Here is a 12,581-nt window from a genome sequence, read left to right on the forward strand (position 1 = left end):
GGCGTTCACCGACAGGAGCCGTGATGCGTTTCAAGGCACCCGATCTCGCGACGGCGCAGCATTGGGCCAACGTGCTTCAGGTGGCCGGCATCGGTTGCGAGCTGCATAACTGCTACGCGACCGGCGCGCTCGGCGGCCTGCCCGCGGACGCGTGCACGCCCGAACTGTGGCTCGACGATGAACGCGACGACGCGCTCGCGCGCCGGCTCCTCGATGCCGCGTCGCACGGCCCGTCGGCCGGCGCCGCAGCGTGGCGCTGCCGGCAGTGCGGCGAAGCGCTCGAAGCCCAGTTCACCGCGTGCTGGCAATGCGGCGCCGTGCGCGATCCGCTGGACGACTGACCCACAGCAAAAAGGCCGGCTTCAAGCCGGCCTTCTGCCTTTCATCGGGTACCGCACCGTCACGACACCCAGACGGCGAGCGTCAGCATCAGCAGCAGAATCATCCACAGGATCACCGCACGCCAGACGAGGCCCACCGCGGATTGCAGCGTACGCGGCGTGCAATCGTCACCGACCGTCAGCGGACCACTGTCGCCGACTGCCAGCGCATCGAGACTCGACGGTTCGGCAAGCGGCCCCGCGAGGCGTGCGCCGAGCGCGCCGCTGCCGGCTGCGAGCAGGACGCCATCGTTCGGATCGGGCCACTGGCGCGTGTGGTTGCGCCACGCATAAATCGCGTCCTCGAAATTGCCGACGATCGCGAAGCCGAGCGCGGTCAATCGCGCGGGAATCCAGTCGATCACGAAGAACGCGCGCTGCGCGAACGTCGAGAATGCCGCCGTGCGGTCGTCGCCGGGCGTCGACCAGCTGCGCGCGAGGTATTCGGAGATTCGGTACAGCACGGCCCCGGCCGGCCCGATCGGCAACACATACCAGAAGAACACGCCGAACACGTGGCGATGCGATGCGACGACGGCGTGAATCAGCGTATGGCGGACGATTTCGCCGACCGGCATGTCGACCGTGTCGATGCCCGTCCACTCGTGCAGGATTTCGCGTGCACGCGGCACGTCGTCGTTGTTGAGCGCGAGGTGAATGTCGGTGAAGTAATGGCTGAACTGGCGGAAGCCGAGCGTGAAATACACGACGACGACGTTCCAGATGAATGCGAGCACGAAGCTCACCTTGAACAGCAGGAAATAGATCAGCGCGACGATCAGCACCCACGGCAGCACGACCGCGAGCCACGCGAGGATGCCGTGCTTCTGCTTGCCCGCGTCGAGACCATGCGCGACGGTTTCCGCATGAAACTGGAACAGCGCGAACACCGGATTGTTCGGCGACAACGCGCGGACCTGTTCGATGATGAGAGCGAGGAGAACCGAAAAGAAAGTCATGCGTGGCGCCGTCTTCGGAGTTATGTCATTTTTTGCATAACGATAGCACAGCGTAAGCACCGGATGGCTGCCGGTGCAGTCGCCGGCCAGCCGGCCCCGCACGCCGACAGCCGTGCACGCCTAGCCGGCGGCCAAGAAGCGGTACAGATTGCGCAACATGGCGGCAGTTGCGCCCCAGATGAAGTAATGCCCGCCGGGCTCGCCATTCGGATAGGGCATCGCAAAAAAACGACGCTCGCCGCCTTCCCAGCGGAACACACGGACCTGATGGTTCGCGGGATTCATCAGGAACGCAAGCGGGACCTCGAAAATCTCGGCCACTTCGAACGTGTCGGCCTGCACGGTGAACGGCGGATGCACGAGGCCGACCACCGGTGTCACGCAAAAACCCGTACCGGTCAGGTAGTCGGGCAGCGCGCCGAGGATCTCGACACGCTCGTCTGCCAGACCGATCTCTTCCTTCGCCTCGCGCAACGCGGTTGCGGTTGCATCGAGATCGAACGGTTCGCGACGACCGCCGGGGAAGCTGATCTGTCCGGCGTGGTCGTTCAGATGGTCGGCGCGCTGGGTCAGCAGCATGGTGAGACCGGACTCGCGGACGATGAGCGGCACAAGGACGGCCGCGCTGCGTGGATCGACGCCCTCCTGCAACCTCGCCTCGCCGGGCTCGACGCTCCATTCGAGGGTGCGCGCGAAACGGTCGCGCAGGCCGGACGGCGTCATCAGGCGGGAATCGATGGCCGGCAGGCCGGCGCCGGTGCCTTCGACCGGCAGGACTTCGGGATCGATGATGGGGCGGCGATTCAATGGGGCTCTCGGGTTCGTGTCGTATCGAGCATATTGTCGCGCCAGAATGAAAAAAGCACCCGGTTGGGTGCTTTTTCCTTACAGCTCTTACTCTTGGGAAGCTGCTGCGGCGCGATCCTTCGACACCAGCTTTTCCTTGATACGAGCCGACTTGCCCGAACGCTCGCGCAGGTAGTACAGCTTCGCACGACGCACATCACCGCGGCGCTTCACGACGATGCTTGCCAGCAGCGGCGAGTACGTCTGGAACGTACGCTCGACGCCTTCGCCCGACGAGATCTTGCGGACGATGAAGTTCGAGTTCAGGCCACGGTTGCGAATCGCGATCACGACGCCTTCGTAAGCCTGAACGCGCTTGCGGTTACCTTCAACCACGTTCACGTTCACGATCACCGTGTCGCCCGGGGCGAATTCGGGGATCGTCTTGCCGGCGAGCGCGCGCTCGATTTCTTCCTGCTCAAGTTTTGCGATCAGATTCATTACTGACTCCTTATGCCATCGTGTCGGCGTTGACACCCGCCTGCTTCCAGGCCTGGCCCCGATAGAGGATGGATTCACATCAGGCGCCGCACACGCATGCACGGCACCGCCAATTCCCGCTCGCGCAGCCGCCTCAGGAGGCGTCCTTCGCTTCGCGTGCGAGGTTCGCAAGCCACGCCTCGTCGGCGCGGCTCAACAACTTCTCGCGGCGCGCCCGGACGATCAGGTCCGGCCGCTTCCGCAACGTATTCCTCAATGCTTCCTGCCGCCGCCACTTCTCGATCTCGGCATGATGCCCGCCGAGCAGCACGTCCGGCACGCGCACGCCGTCGTATTCCTCCGGGCGCGTGTAGTGCGGACAATCGAGCAGGCCGTCAGCGAAACTGTCCTGCACGGCCGACAGCGAATCGTTCAGCACACCGGGCAGCAACCGCACGACAGCATCCATCATCGCCATCGCCGGCAATTCTCCGCCGGACAGGACGAAATCGCCGAGGCTGATTTCCTCGTCGACGCATCGATCGAGCAGGCGCTGGTCGATCGCTTCATAGCGGCCGCACAGCACGACGACACCGGGTTCCTGCGCCATCCGCAGCGCACGATCGTGCGTGAGCGGCGCGCCCTGCGGCGACATCATCACGACACGCGTGCTCGCGATCCCCTGCTCCGCCTGCGCCGCTTTCGCGGCATCGATCGCGGCTTCGAGCGGCCTGGCCAGCATCACCATGCCCGGACCGCCGCCGTACGGACGATCGTCGACCGTGCGGTAGTTGTCCGTCGTGAAATCACGCGGGTTCCAGGTGCGCAGCCCGAAGCGCCCTTGCTTGACGGCCCGGCTGGTGATCCCCCAGTCGGTCAGTGCACGGAACATCTCGGGAAAGAGCGTGACGACGTCGAACTGCACCGCGCTCTCGGTAACCTGGTTCATTTCAGTAATCGGCTTCCCAGTCGACGACTATACGACGCGCCGCCTGATCCACCGTTTTGACGTATACGCCGACGAACGGAATCAACCGCTCGTCGGTGGTCGGCTGACCGTCTTTGCCGGTTGCCGGATACTCGACACGCATGATCGAATGCACGCCATTGTCGATCATCCCGCTCACCTTCCCGAGTGCCACCGATTGCTCGTTGACGACGTCGAGACCGATCAGGTCGACCCAATAGAATTCGTCCGCGGCCAATGCCGGGAAATCTTCCCGGCGCACGAACACGCGAAAGCCGCGCATAGCGTACGCGGCATCGCGGTCGCTGACGCCCGCGGGTTGCGCAACGACGGTGTCGCTGTGCGCCTTCGACTGCATGATGCGGACGGAAAGCCGCTCCGCACCGCGTTCCAGCCACCAGTGGCGCGCCTTGAGCAGCGCATCGCCGCCGCGGCCGGCGTCGGCATGCGTCGCCACCTTGACCCAACCCTTCAGGCCATAGGCGTCGACCACCGCTCCGACCTCGACGGCATCGTCGGGCCAGGCTTGCGCCACTTCGAGACTGCCCTGCTCGGCAGCCTGACCGGCGTCCGCGACAGCGTCGCGTTCGACCGGCTTGCGGACGAATGCGCCAAACGACGCACGCCCGCGCCTTGCATTACCGGAATCGTGACCCGCCATTAATTCACCTCACAGCCGGCACGACCGGCACACCGTGCCATGTTAGGCAGCCGGTTGCGCCTTTTGCGCTTCCTTCACGAGACGCTGGACGGTCGGCGACAGTTGCGCGCCAACGCCTTGCCAGTACGTCAGGCGATCCTGAGCGATACGCAGCGATTCGCCCTTCGTAGCGACCGGATTGTAAAAGCCGACGCGCTCGATGAAGCGGCCGTCACGACGGTTGCGCGAATCGGTAGCAACGATGTTGTAGAACGGGCGCTTCTTCGAGCCGCCACGAGCCAGACGGATGATAACCATATGATGTCCTTCGGGAAAACCGGGTTCGAAACTACTGAAACACGCGATTATAGCCGGAAACCAGAGGTACAACAAACACTTACGCGTAAAAAATCGGGAGGCGGCCTGTCCGCCGGGCATACAATCGTCGTGTCCGAGACGTTCCACACCGCCATGCCGCCCCTTCGCGCCGCTTCGATGCGCCGCGCGCAGCACCGTTTCGCGGCGCTGCTTGCCGGCCTTGCCTGCCTCGTGTCCGCACCGGCGTTTGCCGCGCCGTTGCCGGTGGGCGAACTGGTCGTGCCGCCCGGCTTCCACGTCGAAGTGCTGGCCGACGCGGTACCGACCGCACGCGAAATGGCGTGGTCGCCGCGCGGCATTCTTTATGTCGGCACCCGGGAAGGCCGCGTGCATGCGCTCGTGATGCATGAGGGCCGGATCAGCGCACGCTATGTGATCGCTTCCGGGCTCGACATGCCGGTCGGTGTCGCCTACCGTGACGGCGCACTCTATATATCCGCCGTCTCACGCATCCTGCGTCTCGATCACATCGACGATCGGCTCGCTAAACCACCCAAACCCGCCGTCGTCACCGACGCGCTGCCGACCGAACACCATCACGGCTGGAAATTCATCGCGTTCGGCCCCGACGGCAAGCTATATGTACCGACCGGCGCACCGTGCAACGTCTGTCTCGCCGATCGCAGCCGCTACGCGATCATCGCACGCATGAAGGCGGACGGCAGCGGGAGCGAGGTTGTCGCCCGCGGCGTACGCAATACGGTCGGCTTCGCATGGCACCCCGATTCGGGCGAGCTTTGGTTTACCGACAACGGGCGCGACATGATGGGTGACGACGTGCCCGACGACAAGCTGAACCGCGCACCGCGCGCGGGCCTCGACTTCGGCTTCCCGTATTGCCATGGCGGCGACACGCCCGACCCCGAATACGGTGGCGCCGACGTATGCCGCCGCTATGTGCCGCCCGTATTGAAACTCGGCGCACACGTCGCAGCACTCGGCATGCGCTTCTATTCAGGGTCGATGTTTCCGGCGTCATATCGCAATAACGTCTTCATCGCCGAACACGGCTCGTGGAATCGCAGCACGAAGGTCGGCTACCGCGTGATGCGCGTCGTCGTCTCGGCGGATGGCAGCCAGGCACACCAGACCCCATTCGTCACGGGCTGGCTGCGCCCCGACGGCACGGTGTGGGGACGCCCTGCCGACGTGCTACCGCTGCCGGATGGCTCACTGCTCGTCAGCGACGACTACGCGGGTGCGATCTACCGTGTGACCTATGCGGCACCTTGACGCAGGACAGGGATGACCGGGCCCGACCGGGCATCGTAGAATGCGTGCCGGGCCGCGCGCCCGCGCCGGCCCGCCGGCCGCCCATGCCAACGACAATACGCCGCCATCCATGTCCAGCAGCACCGCACCGTCCCGCCGCTTTCGCTCCAAGACGCTCACCGCCGCCCTTGCGTTCCTGTTCGGATCGCTCGGCGCGCACCGCTTCTACCTGTATGGCTTCCGCGACGTGTTCGGCTGGGCTCACCTGCTCGCGACGATCGTCGGCATCCCGGGCTTCCTCCTGCTCGCCGCAACCCAGCGCAGCGCGGGCCTCGGCTGGTGGCTTGCCGTTCCCGGTGCGATCTCGCTGCTGGCAGCGTTCCTCGCCGCGCTCGTCTACGGGCTGCGCCCCGACGAAAAATGGGACGCGCAATTCAACGTGGAAACGGGCAAGCACAGCAAGTCGGGCTGGACCGTGATCTTCGTGGTGATCTTCTCGCTGCTGATCGGTGCATTCCTGCTGATGACCGCACTCGCGCTGTCGTTCCAGACGTACTTCGAGTCGCAGGTCGAAGCAGCCAAGCAGATTTCGCAGTAAGCGCAACGGCCGCTACGCACCGGCGCCCTGCGCCGGTTTGGCAGGCCGGTCAGAACAGGTTCAATTGCGTGTCGTCACGCGTCTGCGTCGACCGCGTCGCTGCAGCACGAACAGCAACACGCGGCGCCGCGGTGGCCGACGCGCCGCGAAACTGCGACAGATCGAGAATCCCGTTCGTGCGTTCGTTCAGCCCCAGCCGCCTGACGGCCTGGCGGAAGCGCTGCCGCAGCAAGTCGGCCCAGACCCCCTCGCCCTTCATCCGTTTCGAGAAATCCGAGTCGTAGTCTTTCCCGCCGCGCATGTCGCGCACGCGGTTCATCACACGCTCCGCGCGATCGGGAAAATGCGCGGCAAGCCAGTTCTTGAACAGCGGCGCGACTTCCCACGGCAGCCTCAGGATGATGTAGCTTGCGTGCGTCGCGCCGGCTTCCGCGCACGCCTCGAGCACGCGCTCCATGTCGGGCTCGGTGACGAACGGAATCATCGGTGCGATGCTCACGCCGACCGGCACACCCGCCTCGCTCAGCGCACGAATCGTGCGCAACCGCCGCGCCGGCGTTGCCGCGCGCGGCTCGAGCGTGCGCGCAAGATCGGCATCGAGCGTCGTGATCGTGACCGCCGCCATCACCTGACCGCGTTCGGCCATTGGCGCGAGCAGGTCGAGATCGCGTTCGATCAGCGACGACTTCGTGATCGCGGCGAACGGCAACCCGCGATCGTGCATCACCTGGATCACGCTGCGCGTGATACGCAGGTCACGCTCGACCGGCTGGTATGCGTCGGTGTTGACGCCGAGCGCGATCGGCTCCGGCACGTACCGCTTGCGCGAAATCTCGCGCTCGAGCAGTTCGGCCGCATTGACCTTCGCATAAATGCGACTTTCGAAATCGAGCCCCGGCGACAGGCCGAGATAGCTGTGCGTCGGCCGCGCGAAGCAGTAGATGCAGCCGTGCTCGCAGCCGCGATATGGATTGAGCGATACGCTGAATGGAATGTCGGGCGACTGGTTGTGCGTCAGGATGCTCTTCGCGCGCTCCTCGAAGACCTGCGTGCGCAGCGGCGCGGGGAAGTCGGCATCGTCGGACTCGTGTGTCCAGCCGTCGTCGACCGCTTCGCGTTGCGCGATTTCATATCGCCCCTGCAGGTTGTCGACCGCACCGCGCCCCTTGCGGGGCGCGGGCGGCGCTACCGGAAATTCGTTGTCGGATCGATCGTCCATGTGCCCACCCATTCGCCTGCACCCAATACTGTATGTTTATACAGTATTGGGTGCAGCATGCCAAGGGCGGGATAAAGGGCCCGACGGCCTGCCGCAGGCGCGTCAGTCGCCCACCGCGATCGTCAGCGTCTCCTTGATTTCCTCCATCACCACATAGCTCTTCGACTGCACGGCGCCGGGCAGCTGCAGCAGGATGTCGCCGAGCAGCTTCCGGTAGTCGGCCATCTCACCGATCCGTGCCTTGATCAGGTAGTCGAAATCGCCGGACACGAGATGACACTCGAGCACCTCGTCGATCTTCATCACTTCCCGGCGGAACTGCTCGAACATGTTGCCGCCCTTGTGGCCGAGCGTGATCTCGACGAACACCAGCAGCGCGGCATCCAGCTGGTGCGGGTCGACCCGCGCGTGATAGCCGGTGATCACGCCATCGCGCTCCATGCGCCGCACACGCTCGATACACGGCGTGACGGTCAGTCCAACCTGTTCCGCAAGGTCTTTCATCGCCATCCGGCCGTCGTCCTGGAGCAGTTTCAGGATGCGTCGGTCGAGCTTGTCGAGCGAGCGTACGGGCTGACGTTGCGTTCTCATTTGTTTATGCTGAAAACCTGAAAAATACGATAACAAAACCTACACATTCGACAATACCATAGCGCAAAAAACTAGATCAGCTAGAGGTTACACGGAGACGCAGGTGCGCCCGGCCTCGATCTGGTCCCTTCCATCTGGAGCAGCTATGCGAGTCGTCATTCTGGGCAGCGGTGTGGTGGGCGTGGCAAGCGCGTATTACCTCGCGCGCGCCGGCCATGAAGTCACGGTGATCGACCGGGAAGCCGGCCCGGCGCTCGAGACGAGCTTCGCGAACGCAGGCCAGATCTCCCCCGGCTATGCCGCGCCGTGGGCTGCACCCGGCGTGCCGCTGAAGGCCGTCAAGTGGATGTTCGAAAAGCACGCGCCGCTCGCGATCCGCCTCGACGGCACGCGCTTCCAGCTCCAGTGGATGTATCAGATGCTGCGCAACTGCACGGCCGAGCGCTACGCGGTCAACAAGGGGCGCATGGTTCGCCTCGCCGAATACAGCCGCGACTGCCTGCAGGCCTTGCGCGCCGACACCGGCATCCAGTACGAAGGCCGCACGGGCGGCACGCTGCAACTGTTCCGCACGCAGCAGCAACTCGACGGCGCGGCGAAGGACATCGCCGTCCTGCAGGAAGCGAACGTGCCGTTCGAACTGCTTTCCCCGGCCGACCTGAAGAAAGCCGAACCGGCGCTTGCCGCCGTCTCGCACAAGCTGACGGGCGGCCTGCGCCTGCCGGGTGACGAAACGGGCGACTGCCAGCTGTTTACGACGCGCCTTGCAGCGCTTGCCGAATCGCTTGGAGTGAAGTTCCGCTACAACACGCCTATCGACGCGCTCGCGATCGCCGGCGGCAAGATCGCCGGCGTGCAGTGCGGCAGCGAGACGGTGCGCGCGGACGCGTATGTCGTTGCGCTCGGCTCGTACTCGACCAGCTTCATCTCGAACCTGATGAAGATCCCCGTCTATCCGCTGAAGGGCTATTCGATCACCGCGCCGATCGTCAACGAAGCGGCCGCGCCCGTGTCGACCGTGCTCGACGAAACCTACAAGATCGCGATCACGCGTTTCGACCAGCGCATCCGCGTCGGCGGCATGGCGGAAATCGTCGGCTTCGACAAGAAGCTGCGCGCCGCTCGCCGCGAAACGCTCGAAATGTGCGTGAACGACCTGTTCCCGGGTGGCGGCGACACGTCGAAGGCAACGTTCTGGACGGGCCTGCGCCCGATGACGCCGGACGGCACGCCGATCGTCGGCCGCACGCCGGTGTCGAACCTGTTCCTGAACACCGGCCACGGCACGCTCGGCTGGACGATGTCGTGCGGTTCGGGCCAACTGCTCGCAGACCTGATCTCCGGCAAGATGCCGGCGATCCAGGCCGACGACCTGTCGGTGCATCGTTACCTGAAGGACGTGGCCGGCCAGACGCGCCCGGCATACGCATAAGCCGACGCAGGCCGCAGCCGGCCGGCATCAAATAGGACGGCGCCCTTCAGGGCGCCTTTTTCATTTCATCGAATCGTCGTCATGCCGGTGAGAGGCGCGACGGTTCATGAGGCGTCACCCTCTTCCCCTCCTGTCGACGGCAAAAAAAAGGTTCATCGCGGATTTCCGGGGAACGCGGCGCGGATCTCGAGGAGGCAGTATTCGTCGTCGCGATTTGCCGGGCTTGCGCGGCGCAGTGTTCCCTGGCCTTTTCCTCCCGGGCAGGCTTCGCACATCGTCGGCCGACTGGACGCGCTGATCTGTTGACGAACCGTCAGCGCAGATCGGCGCGAAGGTCGCGCACACCGCGCCCCGTCCTCTGGCGCAGGAGCGCGCCCAACGTCGCCCCGTCGATGTAGCCCACCTGGGCGGCCACGGCTTCCAGGTCCATGCCGCCATGGAGCAGCGCTTGGGCGTGCTCCACGCGTAGGTCCTGGAAATACGACAGGGGTGATTTTCCCAGTATGGCTTGGCATCGCCGCTGCAATGAGCGCGTACTGGTCCCTACCGCAGAAGCGGCATCCTGCAGGGAGAATCCGTCTTTGAGATGATCCCTTGCCCAGCGCTCGAAACGCAGGACGAGGGGATCGGCCTGCGCCAGATGGTTAGGGATGATGTATTGCGCCTGCGACGAACGCAGGTCGGCGAGCAGATATCTCGAGACCACACCGGCCAACTCCGGACTAGCCTTGCGAATCAGCCAAAGCGCAAGGTCGAGATGCCCCATCGCCGCGCCGGCTGTTACGCCGATATCGGTCGGCACCAGCATTCGCGACTCTTCGAGTTGCACCTTGGGGAAGCGTTGCCGGAACAGCGGCGCAAGCCACCAGGTCGTCGTCGCCTCGCGATCATCGAGAAGACCGGTTTCGGCGAACACGAACGCCCCGATACACGACGTGGCGATCTTCGCGCCCTGCCCATGCCACCTCCTGAGTTCCACAACGGCCTGCTTTACGTCGGACCGCTCGAGCGCTGGAATCAGAAGTTCTGGTGTCGAGGTCGCCAGGGCCGGAAGGATCACCCAGTCCGGCATCAATGCCGACGTTATGGGCTGCACGGGGATCACCAGTCCGCCATTGGTCCGCACCTTCTTGCGCACTCCCACCACGCTTATTTCAAACGGTAGTTGCCTGCCTTCCCGGGCCGCGAAACCGTTCGCGATCCTGAGCGCATCGAGCGTCGCAGTGTACCCGGTGTCAAACACTCCATCGAGAGCAATCAGCGTGATTCGCATGGCGTAAACGACCCAAAAATTGGCATTTACGACTGTACCTTCTTTCGAATGCGGGAACTAGACTCAGCCTCGTCGATTCAACAAGGAGACGACAAATGAAAGTTTTCGCAATCGGAAAGGGCGTGAAACCCATCACGGACGAAGTTCGGCAGCAAATCATGCCGAAGGAGGTCCCCCACACGCTCAAGCTCTACCTCGAAGGCAAGATCGAGCAGTTTTACTTTATCGACGGCAATCCGGGGGTGGTCTTCCTGATGAACGCCGAATCGGTCGATGAAGCCAAGGCGATTGTCCGCGCAATGCCCCTCGCGGCCGGGGGCTTCCTCGACTTCGAGTTCCTGCTGGTCGGCCCGCTCAAGCCGCTCGGGATGCTGCTTCAGGGCCAATAGACCTGATAGCGCCGTCAACGATGCTACGAGTTCTTGACGGCGCACCGAGCTGCCTTGACGCGGCAGCAAGCGCGCTGACCATGAAGGCGACAACGGAGCGTCACTACCCGCCCCTGGCTGTCCGTCGCCCCCCTCGATGGCCGCGAGCCAAACGAACCTGCCCTTCCAGTGACGGCTCTGGCGGAGGGGCAAGCGACCGCATCCGGCCGATCGCCGACGCCCTTCCTCGCGTCGCCCCGGGAATCCGCGATGAACCAAAAAAAAGGGGCGCTCGTCGCGCCCCCTCTTCTCGTGTGCTTACCGCTGAAGCGTCACACTGCTTTAGCCGAGCTCGGCCACGAGCTCCGGCACGAGTGCGAACAGATCGCCGACGAGGCCGTAATCGGCCACGCTGAAGATCGGCGCTTCCGGATCCTTGTTGATCGCAACGATCACCTTCGAATCCTTCATGCCGGCCAGATGCTGAATTGCACCCGAGATACCGACCGCGATGTACAGCTGCGGTGCGACGATCTTGCCGGTCTGGCCGACCTGGTAGTCGTTCGGCACGTAGCCTGCGTCGACTGCCGCGCGCGAGGCGCCCAGTGCTGCCGACAACTTGTCCGCCAGCGGCTCCAGCACCTTCGTGTAGTTCTCGCCGCTGCCCAGACCACGGCCGCCCGACACGATGATGCTTGCGCTCGTCAGTTCCGGACGGTCCAGCTTAGTCACTTCACGGCTCACGAACTGCGACTTGCCGGCATCGGCCGCCGCGTCGATCTTCTCGACCGACCCGCTGCCGCCTTCCGAGGCCACCGGATCGAAACCCGTTGCACGCACCGTGATGACCTTGATCGGATCGCTCGACTGCACCGTCGCGATCGCGTTGCCCGCGTAGATCGGGCGCTCGAACGTGTCGGCCGAATCGACCGCCGTGATGTCCGAGATCTGTGCAACATCGAGCTTCGCGGCGATACGCGGGGCGATGTTCTTGCCGTAGGCCGTCGCCGGCGCGAGGATGTGCGAGTAGTCCTTCGCGATGTTCAGCGCGGTCGCTTCGACGTTTTCCGCGAGACCCGCTTCGAGTTGCGGCGCGTCGGCCAGGAGGACCTTCGACACACCTGCGATCTTCGCTGCTGCGTCCGCAGCCGCTTGCGCATTGTGGCCCGCGACCAGCACGTGAATGTCGCCGCCGACGAATTTGCCAACCTCGGCCGCCGCCGCCACGGTGTTCAACGTCGCGGCCTTGATCGACGCGTTGTCGTGTTCTGCAATCACCAGAATCGTCATTTCTTTCC

General features: G+C 64.4%; 15 protein-coding genes. 5 read left to right on the forward strand and 10 right to left on the reverse strand.

What is annotated here, in order from left to right:
- The first annotated feature begins 23 nt into the window (after positions 1–23).
- Positions 24–341, forward strand: a complete 318-nt coding sequence (locus C5O79_RS03100; protein ID WP_039370951.1) for a hypothetical protein — start codon at positions 24–26, stop codon at positions 339–341.
- A 59-nt stretch (positions 342–400) separates the two neighbouring features.
- Here the strand turns inward: C5O79_RS03100 and C5O79_RS03105 are convergent, their stop codons facing one another.
- From C5O79_RS03105 to rpsP, 6 genes are all read right to left on the reverse strand, one after another.
- On the reverse strand, positions 401–1,339 hold the full coding sequence (locus tag C5O79_RS03105; protein ID WP_011351361.1) for a CobD/CbiB family protein: 939 nt from the start codon (positions 1,337–1,339) through the stop codon (positions 401–403).
- A 120-nt stretch (positions 1,340–1,459) separates the two neighbouring features.
- Positions 1,460–2,146 (reverse strand): CoA pyrophosphatase, encoded by a 687-nt coding sequence (locus tag C5O79_RS03110; protein ID WP_047850521.1) that lies wholly within the window; start codon positions 2,144–2,146, stop codon positions 1,460–1,462.
- A gap of 87 nt (positions 2,147–2,233) precedes the next feature.
- Positions 2,234–2,626 carry a 50S ribosomal protein L19 gene (gene rplS / locus C5O79_RS03115; protein WP_006753174.1) on the reverse strand — a complete coding sequence of 131 codons (393 nt, stop codon included), beginning with the start codon at positions 2,624–2,626 and terminating at the stop codon, positions 2,234–2,236.
- Between the two features lie 133 nt (positions 2,627–2,759).
- Complete coding sequence (gene trmD, locus C5O79_RS03120) at positions 2,760–3,554, reverse strand: tRNA (guanosine(37)-N1)-methyltransferase TrmD (protein WP_046545208.1); 795 nt, start codon at positions 3,552–3,554, stop codon at positions 2,760–2,762.
- Position 3,555: 1 nt separating this feature from the next.
- Positions 3,556–4,233: a ribosome maturation factor RimM gene (gene rimM, locus C5O79_RS03125; RefSeq protein ID WP_046545207.1), complete on the reverse strand. Its 678-nt coding sequence runs from the start codon at positions 4,231–4,233 to the stop codon at positions 3,556–3,558.
- Between the two features lie 42 nt (positions 4,234–4,275).
- Complete coding sequence (gene rpsP / locus C5O79_RS03130) at positions 4,276–4,530, reverse strand: 30S ribosomal protein S16 (RefSeq protein ID WP_006476550.1); 255 nt, start codon at positions 4,528–4,530, stop codon at positions 4,276–4,278.
- Positions 4,531–4,683: 153 nt separating this feature from the next.
- Between rpsP and C5O79_RS03135 the strand changes: the two genes are divergently transcribed.
- Both C5O79_RS03135 and C5O79_RS03140 read left to right on the forward strand, forming a co-directional pair.
- Positions 4,684–5,823: a sorbosone dehydrogenase family protein gene (locus tag C5O79_RS03135; RefSeq protein ID WP_122473687.1), complete on the forward strand. Its 1,140-nt coding sequence runs from the start codon at positions 4,684–4,686 to the stop codon at positions 5,821–5,823.
- Between the two features lie 109 nt (positions 5,824–5,932).
- Positions 5,933–6,400 (forward strand): TM2 domain-containing protein, encoded by a 468-nt coding sequence (locus C5O79_RS03140; RefSeq protein WP_046545205.1) that lies wholly within the window; start codon positions 5,933–5,935, stop codon positions 6,398–6,400.
- Between the two features lie 49 nt (positions 6,401–6,449).
- On the opposite strand, the gene C5O79_RS03145 is transcribed toward C5O79_RS03140, so the two are convergent.
- Both C5O79_RS03145 and C5O79_RS03150 read right to left on the reverse strand, forming a co-directional pair.
- Positions 6,450–7,631, reverse strand: coding sequence for a PA0069 family radical SAM protein (locus tag C5O79_RS03145; RefSeq protein ID WP_122473686.1), 1,182 nt, complete (start codon positions 7,629–7,631; stop codon positions 6,450–6,452).
- A 90-nt stretch (positions 7,632–7,721) separates the two neighbouring features.
- A complete protein-coding gene (locus tag C5O79_RS03150; protein ID WP_011351353.1) occupies positions 7,722–8,210 on the reverse strand; it encodes an Lrp/AsnC ligand binding domain-containing protein in 489 nt (162 codons plus the stop codon).
- Positions 8,211–8,355: 145 nt separating this feature from the next.
- Between C5O79_RS03150 and C5O79_RS03155 the strand changes: the two genes are divergently transcribed.
- The gene (locus C5O79_RS03155; protein ID WP_011351352.1) at positions 8,356–9,642 is read left to right on the forward strand and encodes a D-amino acid dehydrogenase; all 1,287 of its coding nucleotides are present in this window, start codon (positions 8,356–8,358) and stop codon (positions 9,640–9,642) included.
- 313 nt (positions 9,643–9,955) lie between these two features.
- On the opposite strand, the gene C5O79_RS03160 is transcribed toward C5O79_RS03155, so the two are convergent.
- Positions 9,956–10,915 (reverse strand): helix-turn-helix domain-containing protein, encoded by a 960-nt coding sequence (locus tag C5O79_RS03160; protein WP_046545202.1) that lies wholly within the window; start codon positions 10,913–10,915, stop codon positions 9,956–9,958.
- A gap of 95 nt (positions 10,916–11,010) precedes the next feature.
- On the opposite strand from C5O79_RS03160, the gene C5O79_RS03165 reads away from it, so the two are divergent.
- Complete coding sequence (locus tag C5O79_RS03165) at positions 11,011–11,304, forward strand: hypothetical protein (protein ID WP_046545201.1); 294 nt, start codon at positions 11,011–11,013, stop codon at positions 11,302–11,304.
- 321 nt (positions 11,305–11,625) lie between these two features.
- On the opposite strand, the gene C5O79_RS03170 is transcribed toward C5O79_RS03165, so the two are convergent.
- A complete protein-coding gene (locus C5O79_RS03170; protein WP_122473685.1) occupies positions 11,626–12,573 on the reverse strand; it encodes an FAD-binding protein in 948 nt (315 codons plus the stop codon).
- Positions 12,574–12,581: the final 8 nt, after the last annotated feature.

Origin of the sequence: Burkholderia sp. SRS-25, assembly GCF_004343765.1 — a bacterium.
Taxonomy (GTDB): Bacteria; Pseudomonadota; Gammaproteobacteria; order Burkholderiales; family Burkholderiaceae; genus Burkholderia; species Burkholderia contaminans.

Coding starts and splice junctions, on each gene's coding strand:
- C5O79_RS03155 (WP_011351352.1), top strand. CDS start 8,356: ATGCGAGTCGTCATTCTGGGCAGCGGTGTGGTGGGCGTGGCAAGCGCG.
- C5O79_RS03145 (WP_122473686.1), bottom strand. CDS start 7,631: ATGGGTGGGCACATGGACGATCGATCCGACAACGAATTTCCGGTAGCG.
- rpsP (WP_006476550.1), bottom strand. CDS start 4,530: ATGGTTATCATCCGTCTGGCTCGTGGCGGCTCGAAGAAGCGCCCGTTC.
- C5O79_RS03160 (WP_046545202.1), bottom strand. CDS start 10,915: ATGCGAATCACGCTGATTGCTCTCGATGGAGTGTTTGACACCGGGTAC.
- trmD (WP_046545208.1), bottom strand. CDS start 3,554: ATGAACCAGGTTACCGAGAGCGCGGTGCAGTTCGACGTCGTCACGCTC.
- C5O79_RS03170 (WP_122473685.1), bottom strand. CDS start 12,573: ATGACGATTCTGGTGATTGCAGAACACGACAACGCGTCGATCAAGGCC.
- C5O79_RS03135 (WP_122473687.1), top strand. CDS start 4,684: ATGCCGCCCCTTCGCGCCGCTTCGATGCGCCGCGCGCAGCACCGTTTC.
- C5O79_RS03100 (WP_039370951.1), top strand. CDS start 24: ATGCGTTTCAAGGCACCCGATCTCGCGACGGCGCAGCATTGGGCCAAC.
- rplS (WP_006753174.1), bottom strand. CDS start 2,626: ATGAATCTGATCGCAAAACTTGAGCAGGAAGAAATCGAGCGCGCGCTC.
- C5O79_RS03165 (WP_046545201.1), top strand. CDS start 11,011: ATGAAAGTTTTCGCAATCGGAAAGGGCGTGAAACCCATCACGGACGAA.
- C5O79_RS03105 (WP_011351361.1), bottom strand. CDS start 1,339: ATGACTTTCTTTTCGGTTCTCCTCGCTCTCATCATCGAACAGGTCCGC.
- C5O79_RS03140 (WP_046545205.1), top strand. CDS start 5,933: ATGTCCAGCAGCACCGCACCGTCCCGCCGCTTTCGCTCCAAGACGCTC.
- C5O79_RS03150 (WP_011351353.1), bottom strand. CDS start 8,210: ATGAGAACGCAACGTCAGCCCGTACGCTCGCTCGACAAGCTCGACCGA.
- rimM (WP_046545207.1), bottom strand. CDS start 4,233: ATGGCGGGTCACGATTCCGGTAATGCAAGGCGCGGGCGTGCGTCGTTT.